Below are 17,263 nucleotides of genomic sequence, written 5' to 3'. Positions count from 1 at the left end.
CGCTAGCTTGTAAGGCTGATAATTTGAAGTTCATTGATGAAACGGTTAAGGAAAAGGTATGTCATCAGGCGAACTTAAATCGTCAGCCCAAAAGGTTCAGGACTTTCTGGCACAACATGGGCAAGCATTTCAGGTTAAACAATTAACATCTTCAACTCGAACTGCAGCAGAGGCTGCTGAATCAATCGGTTGCAGTATCGGTCAAATTGCAAAATCTCTTATCTTTAAAAACAAAAAGTCGGAAGAGCCCGTTCTGATTGTGGCAAGCGGTTCCAATATGGTTGACGTACGAAAGGTTGAAAAGGCACTAGGCGTAAAGTTGAGTAAACCAGATGCCGACTACGTGAGAGAGCATGTTGGTTACGCGATAGGTGGCGTGCCTCCGGTTGCACACAAGACGAAACTGTTTACGGTGTTAGACCCTGATCTCAAGGCTCATGATGAAATTTGGGCAGCAGCTGGCACACCTAATTCGATGTTTGCGTTAAAACCAAGTGATTTAGATGCACTTACTGAAGGGCAGTGGGTCGAATTAGCGAAGGGTTAATTTTAGTTATCACACCGACATTAAATTAAGATACCACCCATTCGTAGGTGGTATCTGTCAAAAAATAACACTATTTCAAAAGCATCAGTCCATTTGGTAGGCTTTCTCCATACGCCTTTTTCGAATCATTAGCGTCAAGTTCAACCACCTCGGTCACCAGTGTTATCCATGATTCAGGCACTTTTGAACTGGTTAGTTTGGCAAGAACCTTATCTCGACTTGCATCTGAGATATCTCGGGTTCGGTCGCCAGTTTTTCTACTCACCATTACGCAGGCAAATGCGGCCATTTGTTCTGAGTTCCAATCCACATCTAAGATCTTAGGTAACCATTGTTCGATCTGCTCTTTAGGAACTAATTTATGCAAGCTACCGTATAATGGTGAACGGCTGCATAGTCGTCCCACCGCCCACCAATGTGGCTGCGTGAAGGTTGAATGTCGAAGAGCTTTGTTCATAAACCAAGTAGCCAGTAAAACTTTATCTTCGGCTTCAAGGTGTTCTAAAGAAGCTGACAATCTAACCATTGATTCGTAACCTTTTAGCTTAGCATCATCGGTGAGTTTGCCATTCTTAGTGGCACCTGGATGGAGATACTTTGCTATATCTGCCAGTATGGTTTCCTGTTGTTCTTGGTTTAGTCCACCAGCGATGCGCCGCCAGAACGTCCACCAATCGTTCCAGGTTTGGTTTGTTTGAAATTGAACCCGCTGAGGATAGAGTTGCCAAACTTGATCGATCCGCCACGGGTCTGTTGCATCGCCAAATCCAGGACGTAAGCAAAAGCCTGCTGTTCTTAACCAACTGCGTTCGTGCAGTTCTGAGCGTCGGCGACGCTTTCTTCCTTGGATAAAAACGTCAAACAAACTCCGAGAAGTATTAAGATCCCACTCCTCTTTATTCCCCAACATCTTTTCCAAGTCTTTGTTCAAAGTCTTAATTGAATAATCGTCGGCACTTTGTTTGTTACCGCTGTACAATTTAGAGACTTGCTCGGCTGCGTCGTGAAAGCGTGTTGGTAGTTTAGACACACTCGCTTCTTCGTCTGATTGCGTTTTTCTCACCTCAAATTCAAGCATCCAGCGTTTATCCGAATCTTCGGTACTCACGCATTCGAGTTGCAAAGTTCCTACAGGGGTCAGTTGCGACGCTAAATAAACCTCGATCCTGTTTTTCTGAGTTGAACCCACGTTAAGATCAGCATCACTTGCTAATGCAGTAATGTAAGGCGGTAGGGGTTTTAAGTTATCCGTATCGACGTTCGTTAACAGACCATTTATGATATCTTCGTTGTGATTGAGTTGGTCTGCCGTGGTCGATAGAAGATTAAAACGAACGGGTTCATCCAACGTCAATGCAAAGCGACGACTTGTTAGCCTGACCTCCTGACCCTCTTCTGATCCTTTAGCCAATAAACACAATGCTTTGTTTTTTTTGTTTTCCTGCAGATGCAAGAAGTAAGAACGGGCAGATCCACCGCCGATTTTTAACTGCGCTCCACGTCTAGCTTTTAAATAAGCAACAGCTCCCAAAGCAACTGCCCAGTCGGGATGCGGGTTATCAAGAAGAGTCACAGGTTGTTCAGACCAATGATTCATTATCGATTGCATCCGCTCACGAACGAGCTCACTATTAAAAACACCACCATTGAGGAGTAAAGCAACAGGTACTCCCTGATTTTGTTCACCAAGTGCGCGCTTAGATATTTCGCTATGCTGTTGTAAGAAAGCAGCAATATGTTTGCTGACGGCTGCATCGGAAACATAGGGCAAACCAAACTCAACAACAGCGCTGCGTTTATTCATCGGTAAATCTGATAGTTCGGTTATGGGGAAAAAGCCATCAAACACCATTGAATGTGTTTCTTGCTTCGACAGCGGAATGCTCTTACTGCCTCCAATTAAACGTGAGCCAGAGCCTAGCATTGTAATTTTCGCTGATTCTGGAGCATTGGGGGCGAGTAAAGATTCTTTCGCTTTTCGAGTTTGTTGGACTAACTTGGTTAACTTAGCGGCGCTCAGCCTTTGATTTCCGCTAAGACGTTGTTCGATAAGATGAGCAAGAGCGAGATCAATGTTATCACCGCCCAGCATGAGATGATCACCAACACCAATACGGTCTAATACTAGGCCAGTAGAGTTACTGGAGATTTTTATCAAACTCAGGTCAGTCGTACCGCCACCCACATCAGCAATCAGTAATAAAGGGATATTAGCGAGTTTTTCTTGTACTTGAGATAGGTTACGAGTGTACCAATCGTAACAGACAGCTTGCGGTTCCTCGAGAAGATAAACATGCTCCAAACCAGCAAGGCGAGCAGCCTTTATAGTTAGTTTTCTTGCCGTTTCATCAAATGACGCTGGTACGGTAACCGCCACCTCTTGATCTTCCAACTTATTGAGAGGGTTTCGATGGTTCCAAGCATGTCGAATGTGGTTCAGGTAGCTTGCGCTAGCCACTACAGGCGATACTTTTGGTGTATCGTCGTTCGCAGCCCATGGGAGGATATCATCTTCGCGATCAACTTGAGAATGTGAAAGCCAACTTTTGGCGCTGGAAACTTGTCGGCCTTCAACTTGTACACCGAGCTCTCTGGCCCATTCGCCAATAATGACTCTTTCTATATCACCTTCGACAGGATTATGCTGCCATGGCAGAAGAAGATCTTTGTCAGAAACCTGTCCTACCGCAGGGTGGTAGCGAAAGGAGGGAAGCAGGGCTCTACGTGCTATTTCACCCGGACCAATCAGTTGGTCTATTTCAAATAGCTTTATTGGCTCAGCGGTTAATTCTTTACTGTTCTCGCAGTAGGAAACAACGGTATTGGTTGTACCCAAATCAATGCCGACCAGATAGCGTGGCTTAGCCATATTCAACCTCAACGTGATTTGGTTTGTAATGAATCAAAAAATAAACGGCACCTTGAGGTGCCGTTAGATAAATAACTAAATAGTATCGGAAGATGGCTCGCGTACATCAAATTCGACATGCCATTTTTGTCCGTTATCTGTTGCGACAGCTTCCAAGTATAATGTGCCTATTTCAGTTACTTTGCTCGAAAGCGTCACTGGAACCACTTCGCCTACTTGACGACCAGACTCCGCTGTCAACGTTACTTGAATCTCTGGTAGCTCCTGAAGCTCACTATCGGCCCATTGTTCCAGACGAACACCCGCTCCATCTTCTTTACGAACGGTTGAACCAAAGAACTGAAAATGTACAGGTTGGCCAATGACCAAACCAAATTCCTGAGCGTCAATATTTACTGAGGTGCCTTCTTCCATACCAAACGGGGCAACACAAATTGCTTCAACGGGTGGGGCAAAACCTGGTATAGCAGGAAGAGCACTTTCGATCCCAACATAGTAGGAACTTGCTAGACCACCTCGGATTCGGACGCCGTTACCATGACGGATATTACCGTAGTAAGACGCACCCTCTGCAACAGCCAAATCCAAATCGTTACCCTGTAGCATCTTGACTGGTGATGAGCCTGCTGTGGTCAGCCAATGGTTTATCGTATCAACCAGCCTTTTTGTCAGTACGTCGGATTTAAGAACACCACCATTTAGAAGCAGCGCGGTTGGCTTTATGAAGTCTGGAGATTGACTCATGCCTGGAATGCCGCCAAAGGGCATTGAATCTTGTTCTGCGCTATTTCCATGCTTACATAAGAACGCTGCGATGTGCTTAGTGATTGCAGGATCTTGAGCGTAAGGAAGACCGATTTGGGTCAATGCACCGCGAGTCCGTTGAATTGGTTGTTCTTCGACAGGAATCTGTGGAAAGAAGCCTTCAACTAAAGTCTGCAAAACATCGTCTTTGGTTAATTCTGCCTTGAGTGTCGCTCCAAGCAGCTTAGAACCACGGCTTGGTACAACAACCGGAACCGAAATAACATCATTAGTAGTAAGCAGTTTTTCTTTTGCATCACGGCACGCGTGAGTCATTGCCTGAATTTGCCAGTTTTGTAGTTCTTTGCCTTCCTGAGATAATTTCATCTTCAAACGATAGGCGAGTGCCAAATCCATATTATCGCCACCGAGAAGAATATGTTCCCCAACGGCAATACGTTCGAGAGCCAAATTACCATCATTTTCTGATACTTCAACCAATGATAAGTCTGTAGTACCACCACCGATATCAACCACAAGTACAGTATCACCGACCTCAAGAGTATCACGCCATGTTTCCTGATTTTGGTCTATCCAGCTATACAGAGCTGCCTGCGGCTCTTCTAGCAACGTTAGCTGTGTTAAACCGATATTTCTTGCGGCTTCAGCTGTTAATTCACGAGCTGCTGGGTCAAATGATGCCGGAATGGTCACAGTAACATCTTGTTCCTGAATAGGAAATTGAGAAAACTGATGATTCCATGCGTCACAGAGATGTGCCAGATAAAGTTCAGTTGCCCGTAAGGGGGATATTTTTTCGATCTCTTCAGGGCTACCTGCTGGAAGGAAGGCTTCTCTTCGGTTTATACCGCCATGGCATAGCCAGGATTTTGCACTGCTAACCAAGCGAATTGGTGTTTTACTACCTAGATTTCGAGCTATTGCACCTACAAGTGCTTTAGGCTCAGCTGTCCATGGGAGAGTGCGTGAAGAGCTGCTCATCTCATGTTCATGGGGTTGGTAAACAAAAGAACCGAGTTGTGCAAGACGTTCAATTGTTCCCGGCGCTGTCATTTGAGCTATCGGAAAGACTTGTACTTTTGTCGATTCATCTTGTGTATCAACATATGACATAACACAGTGTGTCGTGCCCAAGTCGATGCCTATGCTATAACGTGCTTGATTCTCCATTAAAGCTCTACCTCAGCAGGTGCGATAATGCTTGAATCGAACTCTTTTGCTGTTTTTGGCAATTGGATGTCCGCTGCTTTCCATCCTTTGTGAATTAACGTTCCAGTAAATGGGGCAGAGCCGATGACGTTACCACTCAGTCTTATCTCTTGAGAGTTAAAGCCTTCTGGTACCGTAAAGCTGGTTTCTTCATCCTGCTGAACGATAGGCGTTAAAGTAATGTAGTCTTTTAAGACCTTCGCACCACCAGAGTGAATAACACGAGCAGCTGCGCCAACTTCTTCGTCAGAAAATGCAGTGACGTCCTCATGGAAAAAGTCGACTAAACGTGCTTCTTTTTGCAAGATGGATAAGAGTTGTAATGCAGAATCTGTTGGGGCAGAAGAGACATTGGATTCAACTTCGACGACTTTCTCGACGACTTTTTCGACTTCGACGACTTTCTCGACTTCGACAATTTTTTCTACAGGCACTTCAACTTCAACGATTTTCTCAATCGGCTTTTCAATGACTTTTTCAGTTGTTTTGCCTTTTTTCGCAATGGCAACTACTAGTAAAACGACGCTTGTTGCAGCAAGACCCGCATGCAACATGTCAAATGTGGTTGGAATGAGTTGTAAATCGAAATTCATAATGAGATCTCTATAAGTAGGCGTTAGACCGCGTTGCGATTAACAGCTACACAGGGATTATCCTATGCAGTACGTAGAATAAACATTAACTAAATTGTGAGAATACTAACACAAGTCAACTAAAACAAAGACTCTGAGAAGGCTTAAATTTCGGATAAACGGATCAATAGATTATCTTTTATACATTTTTGCATAAGGTTTTGCGTTCAGATGACAATTTCACATGATAACACTGTTGAAACTCCCTTTAGGATTCGATTTTTACTCCCGATCAGTTATGATTAGCGGCTTTGTAATTTTACTGAATATCTTAAGGTGCTAAGACTCATGAACCATAACCGAGTGGTCTGTTTCGATTTGGAAATGTGTTGTTGGAACGAAGGTGGCGTCGGTACCACAGGTGAAATTATTGAAATTGGACTTGCTGAAATCGACCTAGTGCAACAAAAAATAGTAAAGCGAGCACAATACTATGTTACTCCTGAACATGATCAGGTATCTAAATTTTGCGTTGAACTGACGGGTATTACACCGCGCAAGATAGAGAAGCAGGGCCGCCCGTTGGATGAAGTTATTCAAAGTATGATAAAGAACTTTGGTGGCACCAATAAAATATATGCTGCTTGGGGGAGAGATGATCTAATTCTACGCAAAGAATGTGCTGAAAAAAACATTCGTTTCCCTTTCGTTGAATTTATCAATCTATCGACTCTATTCCGTATCCAACATCGACTTAAAGATAAACGTATTGGCCATAAACAAGCACAAGAAAGCATCAATATTGAATGGGAAGGCAGACAACATTCAGGATATGTCGATGCGTATAATCTGGCCAAGCTCGCATTGACCATGCTTTAAATTCATGTCTCACTAATATTTTGTATGTTATTTACCATAATTAAATGATTGATATACCATTTTTTATGGTAAGTAACATTAATATTAGTTCGCCTTCAGACTACCTCGAATAACCACTTTATTGTCATTAAGCTGTTCACCATTAATAAGCCGAATAATTGAATTCACCGCTTGGAATGCGATTTCTTTTAAGTTGTGCGTAATACACGGGATGGATAGTCCGTAGACTTCAGAGTATGGAATTTCATCAATACTGTAGACCTGAACATCAACTTGCGGTCTTAATCCTGACTCAATAATCGCTCTAATGATGCCAAGAGTAATCTGGTTATTCAAACCTACCAAAATACGGCCACTCTTATTTTCTCTAAGCAAGGAGAGTGTTTTCTCGTATGCTAAGTTCATATTAAAGTCAGCGTGATGAATAGTAATACTATGGTTGTAAAGGGCTGCACGAAAGCCTGCAATTCGGTTGTTGGATACCTTTGATATTTCAGAAGCGCCGATAATGTCTATTTTTTCACTCTTCGCATGTTTGTGAGCGATATACTGACCCAGCTGATAACCACTATCCATGTTATCAATATAAATGCCCGTGTATCCACCTTCTAATTCGCGGTCCAGAAGAACAAATGGAATGCCATTGTCTTCAAGTTCTGGGATGTATTTCGGGTTGTAGCCAAGATCTGCTGAGATGGTAGAAATAATGATGCCATCGACAGAGTATCCAATTAGATTATGAATGGCTTTATTTTCAAACTCTTCCAATTCGTAAGAATCAAATATTAGTGCATCGTACCCTTGCTTTTGGCATCTCATCACCATCTCACGAGTGATCTCACCGAAAAATGGATTACTCATATTTGGGTTAACGATACCTATCGTTTTGGTGTGATTACTTTTTAATGCGCGTGCTGCCCGATTGGGAGAATAACCAAGTCTATTTGCGACTTCCTGAATTAATGCCAGCGTATCAGGTTTTACCTTTTCAGGGTCGGAAAATGCACGGGATATTGTAATCGCACTTAAATTGGTCTGTTCTGCCACATCAGATAACGTAACGCGTTTCTTCGCCATGATGATATATCCCATATGAATTAATGACAATTTGTCATAGATATTTAGAGTTTATACCATGTTTTGTGTGATAAAAGACACAATAAAACACAAAAATATCGGATTTTAACTCTCACGAGAGAATGATCACATAAAAATACGTGCTAGGTATATATTCTTCTAACATAAAACAATGGTAACGATAACATTTATAACAACAAAACCCTACAAACAAGAGGTAACTCATGAAAAAACTATTACTTACCACATTAATAGGACTCGCAGTATCAGCCCCTACATTTGCTGATGATGCATTAAAGGTTGGTTTCTCAAATCGTACTCTTAACGGGGCATTTTTTAATGGCTTGACTGAATACATGAAAATCCACGCAAAAGAAAAAGGGTTTGATCTGATTGAAACCGATGCTCGAGGTGACATGGCGAAACAAATCTCTGACGTTGAAGATATGCTATCTCAAGGGATTGATTATCTAATACTCAATCCACAGGATCCTGCCGCTGGTATCCGTATTGCTGAAATGGCGAAAAAAAGAGGTGTACCAACATTCATTTTAGATAGCGATATTTCGTTGGATGCACCAGTAGTGACACGCGTTCAGGCAAACAATGCCGTCAATAACATAAAAATTGGCGAATATGCTGTCGATCAGTTCGGTGATAAACCTATGAAATGCGTCATTATCTCGGGAAATCAGGGCAATCTGGTTGGTGAGGCGCGTCGAACTAACTTCGTCAGAGGGGTAATGGAAGCGGAACTGAGAAAATACAACCATACCAACCTAACTGTTTTAAGCCAAGGGTGGGGTAACTGGGACCAACAAGGTGGCCTAAAAGCCATGGAAGATTTAATTGTGGCTAATGAAGATATGAACTGCATCTATTCGGAAATGGATGATATGGCGCTTGGCGCTATTCGCGCGCTGAGAGCTGCGAACAAACTCGATCAGGTAAAAGTTTACGCTCACGACGGATATAAAAAAGGGATAGAAGCTGTAATGCGTGGCGAGTTACAGGCAACAGCATCAAACAATCCTAATGCGCTAACAAAGACCGTGCTGGATATTGTGGGTAACTACAATAATGGGCAGAAAGATTACCCAGACTATGTCTACATTGATCCAATTTTGATTACCAAAGATAACGCAAAAACTGTTTACGATCCGAAATCTCTTTACTAAACCAACATATCGCTCTCCGCTATAAAGCGGAGAGCATTATTCAGTGAGGTATATCATGTCTGAACTAGCAGTATGCATGAAAGGGATCAAAAAGAGTTTTGGTGGCGTACACGCGCTCAAACATGTCGATTTGAAAGTAAAGAAAGCATCAATTCATGCTCTCGTTGGCGAAAATGGAGCAGGAAAATCGACTTTAATGAAAGTGATCTCTGGTATTTATCACAAAGATGCGGGAGAAATATTAGTAAATGACAAGGTTGTGAATTTCACTAACCCTAAAGAAAGCCAAGCCGGTGGGGTTGGTATCATACATCAAGAACTCGCTCTTTCACCCGATCTCACCGTTGCGGAGAATATTTTTCTTAATGATCTAGGCTTTGGGTCAGCCTTTATCAGCGAAAAGAAACTGAATGAAAAAGCAAAAGAAGCGTTGGACCAACTGGGCTTTGATATTGATCCCAGAGAAAAAGTTGGCCGCCTAAGTGTTGCGTATCAGCAAATGGTCGAGATAGCCAAATGCTTATCGAGAAATGTAAACGTTCTAATTCTTGACGAACCTACCGCCGTTTTGTCTGACAGAGAAATCGATATTCTTTTTACCAAATTACGTGAATTTCGCGATAAGGGTGTCTCAATCATTTATATATCACACCGTTTGGAAGAGATATTTCGTTTGTGCGATGCGATTACCGTAATTAAGGATGGAGAAACAATCACGGATCTTGATCCAGCGACATGTACAGAGAACGATATTATAACCAACATGGTTGGACGTGAATTCGGCGGTCTTTTCCCTGAAAAAAGTGAACCGACTGACCAGGTTGTATTAGAAATAGAAAATCTTAGTACCAAAAATTTCCTCAAGGATGTAAACCTTTACGTTAAAAAAGGCGAGATAGTAGGATTAGCTGGCTTGGTCGGATCAGGACGAACAGAAATAGCGCGTTGCCTATTTGGTATCGATAAAATGGCGAGCGGGACCATTAAAAAATTCGGCCAGCCTCTTGAGATAAAACATCCTGCGGATGCGATGCGTCAGGGGATAGGAATGATTCCAGAAAGTCGCAAAGAACAAGGTGCAATTTTAAGTCGTCCTATTCGTGAAAATATCACGTTATCAAATCTAAAAGGATCCTCTAGATTTGGTGTCATTAACCACTCAGATGAAGTCAGTATATCCGAACGCTTAAAAAGAAGTCTGCATATTAAGCTCGGATCCATCGAACAGCCCATTTCTGGTTTAAGTGGGGGTAACCAGCAGAAAGTGGTTATTGCTAAATGGCTTAATACAAATTGTGATGTCTTGATTCTTGATGAACCAACGAGGGGAGTTGATGTAGGAGCAAAAGCGGAAATATATAACGTTATTCAAGATCTTACTGCTATGGGTTACGCCATGATTGTGATTTCTTCTGAACTGCCTGAAATCATAGGCTTATGTCACCGGACTTACACTATGAGTGAAGGACAGATGACAGGGGAACTCATCGGCGACCAGATGACAGAAGAAAATATCATGCACCTTTCAATTCCAAAACGTTCACATTGAGGAAATAAATATGACTACTATTACTCAAGCTCAAACGATGCAAGATACGACACCGTCCTGGAAAAAATCTCTCCTATTTCTTGCCGATAACTCAACTATCGTTGTTTTTATCGTAATGTTAATTGCTGCTGCTGTACTTTCTGATAAATTTTACAGCGCTGATAATATTACCAACGTCCTAAGACAAAGTGTTCCTCTTGGACTTATTTCCCTCGGCATGCTTTACGTTATTCTAACTGGCGGTATCGATCTTTCTGTTGGCTCTATTATGGCTTTGGTTTCTGTCGTCGTCGCTTTGATGATTCCTGAAGTCGGTCTTTGGATGGCGATATTTACCGGAGTTATCACTGCAACATTAGTGGGTTGTGTTGGCGGTGGACTTGTCGCGTATTTTAAGATTGCCCCATTTATTGCTACTTTGGCCATGATGACTGTGGCTCGCGGATTGTCGATGATCGTTTCTAAAGGGCAGCCAGTGTTTATTGACGATATGTCCTTTGTCAATTTTGGCTCCGGGTACTTTTTGGGAGTGCCGCTTCCCGTCTACGTATTCTTGGCTTTTGGTATCCTGGCTCATTTTGTTTATAAGAAAACGTCTTTTGGCCGATTAGTGATATCCATTGGTTCCAATGAAACGGCAACGCGCTTCGCGGGGATTCGAGTTGAACGGTTCAAATTTGCGGTTTACGCGATTAGCGGAATGGCTTGCGGTATCGCCGGAGTGATAGCTGCCACTCGCACGGGCGTCGGATCTCCAGTATTAGGCCTAGGATTTGAATTGGACGCTATTGCTGCAGTCGTCGTGGGTGGTGCGAGTCTTGCTGGCGGTAGAGGTAACGTTATCAATACCATTATTGGTGTGTTAATCCTTTGCGTCATTTCAAATCTAATGAACTTGATGAACATATCTGGTTATCATCAACAAGTTGTAAAAGGGGTCATCATCATTCTCGCCGTTATACTGGAAAGTTTTAAATCGAAATAGTCGGTGACGGTCTCATCATAATGATAATGATATAAAAGCTTGTGCTTTTGTTGGTTAACATCGCGGGGATACCCCGCGTTAGGGGAAACTATGTTTTTAGGCGTAGATTGTGGTACTCAAGGTACTAAAGTCGTGATTTGTGACTCCCGCACCAACACTATTCTTGGTAGTGGCTATGGTAAACACGACATTATTAGTAACGATAGCGGAAGACGAGAGCAACATGTTCAATGGTGGATTGACGCATTTAAGTTGGCGTTGAAACATGCCAAGCAAGAATCGGGTATCGAACTCACTGAAATAAAAGCAATCGGAATATCAGGACAGCAGCATGGTATGGTGGTGTTGGATAAATTTGATAATCCGATATATCCCGCAAAACTGTGGTGTGATACCGAGTCTAGTAAAGAAAATGCTGAGATTATTGAGAAACTCGGCGGGCATAAAGCATTTATGGATAGAGTCGGTATTCAACTGCAAACGGGTTATACCGCCTCCAAAATTCTTTGGCTATATCGAAATCATCCGGATGTTTATGCCAAAATTGATAAGATAATGCTTCCACACGACTATCTCAATTATTGGCTGACGGGTGAATTTAAAACAGATTTCGGTGACGCTTCTGGTACAGGCTACATGAGCATCCATGATAGGCAATATGATGAGGATGTGTTTGCCGTTGTCGCACCGAACTTGGACATTGAGAGTCATTTACCGCAGCTCATTTCAGCTGAAACTATGATAGGAAAAATTAAACCTGAGATTGCTCAGCTATTAGGGTTAAGCAGCGACGTCATGATTGCATCTGGAGGCGGCGATAACATGATGGGCGCTATCGGTACTGGGAACATCAAAGCAGGGACGGTAACGATGAGCCTAGGCACGTCAGGGACACTGTATGCTTATAGTGATAAACCCATGGCAAGTGATGATGGTATGATTGCGAGTTTTTGTTCCAGTTCTAATGGTTGGCTCCCTTTGATTTGTACGATGAACGTCACAGCCTCGACGACACTTATGCGTACACTTTTTGATATTGAGTTAGATACTTTTACTCAAATGCTTCAACAAACCCGCCCCGGAGCCAATGGCATTACACTCTTACCATTTTTTAGTGGTGAGCGTATTCCACCACTGCCGAATGCCACGGCATCGCTACATGGCTTAACAACAGACAACTTAAGTCAGGCCAATATAATTAGAGCAACGACAGAAGCGGCGACGTTTACTATCCGCTATGGGCTGGATTTATTTCGTGAACAAGGTATCGAACCTGAGCAAATTCGTCTTATTGGTGGCGGTGCAAAAAATGCGGAATGGCGTCAGATGGTAGCCGATATCATGAATACGCCGGTTATATGCCCTTTAGAACATGAAGCGGCAGCATTAGGTGGCGCAATACAGGCTATGTGGGCTTACAATCATGCGAATGACACGCCTGTTTCTCTTGATGAGCTGTGTGATATATGGGTTGGACTGGATCCAAAATCGGAGGTACGCCCCATTTCGAATAATGTTTTGCTTTATGAGCAGTCCTATCAGGCATATAGGCGCTGCTTGTCACAAACTTATGCATTCTGATGATAGTAAGCTAACTACACAATAATAAGGCTAGAAAGCCATTTAATGAACACCTTAATGAATACCAATAATGTGAAAGGTCATTTTATGTATAGGGACAGAATTAACGCACTTATTTCTGAGTCGGGAATCTTTCTTTCAGAAAAGGAAGTCCTTGAATTAGAAATGTCAGATTTTGGTTTAAACGATTTTACTCGAGTAGGCTTAACCGTACATACCTATCTCAACACGGAGCGATGTTGTGCCAAAGAACTTGTACTTCTACCACATCAGACTTGCCCTGAGCATCGCCACCCAAATAAGGTTACTGGGTTAGGTAAAGAAGAAACATTTCGATGCCGTTACGGAACTGTAAGCGTATTTATCAGTGGTAAGCAGACTGAATCACCTTCGGTTACTCCACCCGATGTTGGCTCTAATTACTACACGGTATTTAAAGAAGTCGTATTGAAACAAGGGGAGCAACTGACGTTGCAGCCAGAAACGAAACATTGGTTTCAGGCTCATGAGGGGGGGGCTGTCGTGTCTGAGTTCTCGACACATTCTGATGATATGTCCGATATATTCACTGATCCGAATATAAATCGTTTTAGCTTCATTCAATAATACGACAAAGCCGGACAAGGTCCGGCTTTCTAAAAGGGTGTGACTCTTCGTTTACTCTTTTATTTAATGAGTTCTGCCCATAAGTCATACTCGTCTGAATGTGTGACTTTGACTGTTACAATGTCACCTGGGGTAACTGAGCGTTCGTCATTAAGATAAACAAGCCCATCGATTTCGGGAGCGTCAGCATAGGTTCTTCCGATGGCGCCTTCTTCATCGATTTCATCAATAAGGACTTTCATTGTCGAGCCGATTCGTTTCTGCAAGCGAGCAGTACTGATTGCCTGTTGCACTTCCATAAAACGATCGTAGCGTTCTTGTTTAATTTCTTCAGAAACAGGATTATCCAACTCGTTTGCTTTCGCGCCATCAACTGGAGAGTATTTGAAACAGCCAACTCGATCCAGTTGAGCCTCTTTGAGCCAGTCGAGTAATAATTGGAAATCTTCCTCAGTCTCTCCAGGGAATCCGACAATAAAAGTAGAGCGAATAACCAGGTCCGGACAAATTTCGCGCCACTTTTTAATTTTATCTAATGTTCTTTCTGCCTGACCTGGGCGCTTCATCAGCTTAAGAATTCTCGGACTGGCATGTTGGAACGGAATATCCAGATAGGGCAGAATTTTTCCTTCCGCCATCAGAGGAATGATATCGTCAACATGTGGGTAGGGATAGACATAGTGAAGTCGAACCCAGATGCCAAGTTTACCCAATTCTTCACTCAGTGCTTTGAGATTCTGACGCACAGGCATGCCATTGGAAAAACCAAGTGCATGTTTTGTATCCACACCATAAGCGCTCGTATCTTGGCTGATAACTAGCAGCTCTTTCACGCCCGCATTTTTTAATCGTTCAGCCTCAGTCAAAACATCACCAATAGGGCGACTGACTAAGTCTCCCCTCATTGACGGGATAATACAAAACGTACAGCGATGGTTGCATCCTTCCGATATTTTGAGATAGGCGTAATGCTTTGGCGTGAGTTTTACGCCTTGATCTGGTACTAGGCTAGTGAATGGGTCATGTGAGGGTTTTGGTACGTACTGGTGAACGTGCTCCAATACATTTGTGTAGGCATGAGGTCCTGTAATACCAAGTACATTCGGAAAAACTTCGCGAATTTCATCTTCTCTTGCGCCAAGACAACCCGTTACGATCACTTTGCCATTCTCATTTAAGGCTTCTCCAATCGCTTCGAGCGATTCTTGAACTGCACTGTCTATGAAGCCACAAGTATTAACGATAACCAGGTCTGAGTTTTGATAACTGCTGACGATATCATAACCTTCGGTACGCAGTTGAGTGAGGATACGTTCTGAGTCGACCAAATTCTTAGGACAGCCTAAAGAAACAAAGCCGATTTTGTTGCCAGTAGCCGGACTTAGAGAAGCACTTTGCTCATCTATAGTCTTCTTAGCGGTGTCCAGCGTTGTGGTTTGGTTTGGTGTATATGTATGGACTGTCATTGCTCTGAGTACTACCTAATTATTATTAGAACGGTAATCGTTTCGAATAATATTATACCGAAAGATAGCAATTAGATAGTACTGGGAAGCGAAGGAATTATTCTCCAGTGACCTGAAGTTTGGCGCGAATAAACTCACTGTGATCAACATAAATAAGCTCAGCGGTTTTGCGAATAACCGAGTCTTCTAGAGGGTCGATGTTACCATCAGCAAAGGCCATTTCCCACATCGCTTTGATCAGATCAAAGCGCTGTTCCCGACTAAGAGAACGCAACTGAGAAGTAAACTCATAAAGGGATGCAGCGTCTTTGGTTCTCGCCTCTGCGTCTTCAATTAAACTGGTTGCTTTTTCCTGTTCGACTCCACAGAGCTTTTTGAGAAGCTGTGTTTTAGACTCTTGTTCTTTAGCATCCAGATTGTGATCGGCTTTGGCAACTTCAACCAGTAAACAGGCGATCGCTAATTCAGAAGATATGCCGTTTTGGCGTCCTAGGTCTTCACCTTCAAGAAGTTCTTTAAAAAGCGATTTCAAGGTGTTTATCATAACGTCTCCCCACCGTTAAGTTCTGATGTGTAATTTTTTAATTAGAGGTAATTAGCTGGATTGATTTTTTAGATCATTTAATGTTTGGACAACATCTGAAGGCATTTGTTCATGAGCCAAGAGTATCAATGCTAATATGGCTTCCTGCTTATTTTCTAATGATGTTTTCTCGAGAAAAATTTCCATGATTTGTTGGCGAATTAACTCTATCTCATGCTCAACGAACCCGCGACCTTCCTCATCGCCTTGTCCCTCTTCCGGGGCCGAATCAAATTTGAGAAATAATAAGTCATCCAATTGATGTAGGTTGATCAGTCTTTCAGGCAGCCAGTCTTCTCCTGTAACAATTTCAGGATCGGTTTGCTTGAGGATTGTTTGCAACTGATACAACATTTCTGAAGCTTTCATTCACTTCTCACAACAGTGATAGTCGATTCGCACTATAGTAAGTGTAACGGCAAAGCTATCATAACTTTAATAAATTTAATAATCTGTGAGTTAGTTTGCTGCAAAAAACGTCAATCTTCATGAGAGAGGGAGAAGGATTCTCTATCGCGATATATGATGTGGAGTCAATCAACTTTGAGTGTCATTGACTCCGGGTTTAAGCCTATACAAAGAGTGACTTTACTTTATCAGCCAGAGCAGAACCAAGGACTTGGTTACTTTTAGCGGAAAGGTGGATACCATCGCAGCCGTCGGTTTCAATAACACTTCCAGCTTCAAAAAAATCGACTTTCCAGAAGTTAGCCATCATTTGATAGTATTTCGGTAGTTCCAAACTCTTTTCGTAACTACCATCGAATATTGTTGCAAACCATGGGTCGGGCATAGGGGAGAGCGGTGGAGGCGAAACGATCAGTATTTTAGGTGCGGGATAAATGCTTCCCACACCTCCTGCACTCGCGTATGCCTGACCGACGAGAATCGACATCCCTTCAGCGATTTCCTGAGGCGTTTGTCTAAAAGACGCTTTGGTGTTATTTGTGCCTAACATAATAATGACTAAGTCTAGTGGAAGATGACTGGCAAGTGATGTTGGAAAATAAGCTGAACCATTGAGGCGAGGATCGGTTGGATCGTCGAGGTGTGTTGTACGAGCGTTGAGGCCTTCTTCAATAACGTTATATTCATCTCCTAGGGACATAGCCATTGCTCCTGTCCATCGCTCTGAAAAAGCATAGCGAGAGGTTGGTACACTGTTTTGACTCGGAACCCATCCCCAGGTTAATGAGTCACCGAAGCAGAGTATGTTGCGTTTTAAATTCATAATTCTTCCTTGATAATGCTGATGCGAATTGAATGTTAATTGTCATTACAGCTCATCCATGACGATAAAATTAACTATTGTTAATCTTATAAACTACATTACCTTGAGAATTAATGTAACACAACAAGTTACGTGATTGGTGTAAAAAAAAGCCAGCTATATGCTG

At 42.6% G+C, this 17,263-nt stretch carries 15 protein-coding genes; 7 read left to right on the top strand and 8 right to left on the bottom strand.

The genetic code is table 11. The features are described 5' to 3' along the window. The first annotated feature begins 58 nt into the window (after positions 1 to 58). Entirely contained in the window at positions 59 to 547 is a 489-nt protein-coding gene (locus EES38_RS10385; RefSeq protein ID WP_124937110.1) for a YbaK/EbsC family protein, read from the top strand. Positions 548 to 617: 70 nt separating this feature from the next. Here the strand turns inward: EES38_RS10385 and EES38_RS10380 are convergent, their stop codons facing one another. The 3 genes from EES38_RS10380 to EES38_RS10370 all read right to left on the bottom strand — a co-directional run bounded on the left by EES38_RS10380 (position 618) and on the right by EES38_RS10370 (position 5,983). Further along, positions 618 to 3,416: an Hsp70 family protein gene (locus EES38_RS10380; protein WP_124937109.1), complete on the bottom strand. Its 2,799-nt coding sequence runs from the start codon at positions 3,414 to 3,416 to the stop codon at positions 618 to 620. 75 nt (positions 3,417 to 3,491) lie between these two features. Further along, positions 3,492 to 5,351 carry an Hsp70 family protein gene (locus tag EES38_RS10375; RefSeq protein WP_124937108.1) on the bottom strand — a complete coding sequence of 620 codons (1,860 nt, stop codon included), beginning with the start codon at positions 5,349 to 5,351 and terminating at the stop codon, positions 3,492 to 3,494. After that, the gene (locus EES38_RS10370) at positions 5,351 to 5,983 is read right to left on the bottom strand and encodes a DUF2760 domain-containing protein (RefSeq protein WP_124937107.1); all 633 of its coding nucleotides are present in this window, start codon (positions 5,981 to 5,983) and stop codon (positions 5,351 to 5,353) included. Before EES38_RS10370 ends, EES38_RS10375 begins: the two co-directional genes overlap by 1 nt. 327 nt (positions 5,984 to 6,310) lie before the next feature. Here EES38_RS10370 and EES38_RS10365 point away from each other — a divergent pair, with 327 nt between their 5' ends. Beyond that, complete coding sequence (locus EES38_RS10365) at positions 6,311 to 6,841, top strand: 3'-5' exonuclease (protein ID WP_124937106.1); 531 nt, start codon at positions 6,311 to 6,313, stop codon at positions 6,839 to 6,841. A gap of 84 nt (positions 6,842 to 6,925) precedes the next feature. On the opposite strand, the gene EES38_RS10360 is transcribed toward EES38_RS10365, so the two are convergent. Then, a complete protein-coding gene (locus EES38_RS10360; protein WP_166434238.1) occupies positions 6,926 to 7,918 on the bottom strand; it encodes a LacI family DNA-binding transcriptional regulator in 993 nt (330 codons plus the stop codon). A gap of 224 nt (positions 7,919 to 8,142) precedes the next feature. Here EES38_RS10360 and EES38_RS10355 point away from each other — a divergent pair, with 224 nt between their 5' ends. The 5 genes from EES38_RS10355 (at position 8,143) to EES38_RS10335 (ending at position 13,817) form a co-directional block, all read left to right on the top strand. Next, positions 8,143 to 9,096 (top strand): substrate-binding domain-containing protein, encoded by a 954-nt coding sequence (locus EES38_RS10355; RefSeq protein WP_124937104.1) that lies wholly within the window; start codon positions 8,143 to 8,145, stop codon positions 9,094 to 9,096. Positions 9,097 to 9,151: 55 nt separating this feature from the next. Then, positions 9,152 to 10,645, top strand: a complete 1,494-nt coding sequence (locus EES38_RS10350; protein WP_124937103.1) for a sugar ABC transporter ATP-binding protein — start codon at positions 9,152 to 9,154, stop codon at positions 10,643 to 10,645. Between the two features lie 10 nt (positions 10,646 to 10,655). Further along, entirely contained in the window at positions 10,656 to 11,630 is a 975-nt protein-coding gene (locus EES38_RS10345) for an ABC transporter permease (protein WP_243694177.1), read from the top strand. Positions 11,631 to 11,720: 90 nt separating this feature from the next. After that, entirely contained in the window at positions 11,721 to 13,211 is a 1,491-nt protein-coding gene (gene xylB / locus EES38_RS10340) for a xylulokinase (RefSeq protein ID WP_124937102.1), read from the top strand. Positions 13,212 to 13,268: 57 nt separating this feature from the next. Continuing rightward, on the top strand, positions 13,269 to 13,817 hold the full coding sequence (locus EES38_RS10335; RefSeq protein WP_208020426.1) for a D-lyxose/D-mannose family sugar isomerase: 549 nt from the start codon (positions 13,269 to 13,271) through the stop codon (positions 13,815 to 13,817). Positions 13,818 to 13,876: 59 nt separating this feature from the next. Here EES38_RS10335 and rimO read toward each other — a convergent pair whose 3' ends face one another. From rimO to EES38_RS10315, 4 genes are all read right to left on the bottom strand, one after another. Continuing rightward, positions 13,877 to 15,283: a 30S ribosomal protein S12 methylthiotransferase RimO gene (gene rimO / locus EES38_RS10330; protein WP_124937101.1), complete on the bottom strand. Its 1,407-nt coding sequence runs from the start codon at positions 15,281 to 15,283 to the stop codon at positions 13,877 to 13,879. A gap of 97 nt (positions 15,284 to 15,380) precedes the next feature. Continuing rightward, on the bottom strand, positions 15,381 to 15,827 hold the full coding sequence (locus tag EES38_RS10325) for a tellurite resistance TerB family protein (protein WP_124937100.1): 447 nt from the start codon (positions 15,825 to 15,827) through the stop codon (positions 15,381 to 15,383). Positions 15,828 to 15,878: 51 nt separating this feature from the next. After that, positions 15,879 to 16,235 carry a VC1380 family protein gene (locus tag EES38_RS10320; RefSeq protein WP_124937099.1) on the bottom strand — a complete coding sequence of 119 codons (357 nt, stop codon included), beginning with the start codon at positions 16,233 to 16,235 and terminating at the stop codon, positions 15,879 to 15,881. 202 nt (positions 16,236 to 16,437) lie between these two features. Beyond that, positions 16,438 to 17,097, bottom strand: a complete 660-nt coding sequence (locus tag EES38_RS10315) for an SGNH/GDSL hydrolase family protein (RefSeq protein ID WP_124937098.1) — start codon at positions 17,095 to 17,097, stop codon at positions 16,438 to 16,440. Positions 17,098 to 17,263: the final 166 nt, after the last annotated feature.

It is taken from the genome of Vibrio viridaestus, assembly GCF_003856525.1.
GTDB classification, from domain to species: Bacteria; Pseudomonadota; Gammaproteobacteria; order Enterobacterales; family Vibrionaceae; genus Vibrio; species Vibrio viridaestus.
Note: the sequence above shows the minus strand (reverse complement) of the source record. Positions and strands in the feature narration are given on the sequence as shown.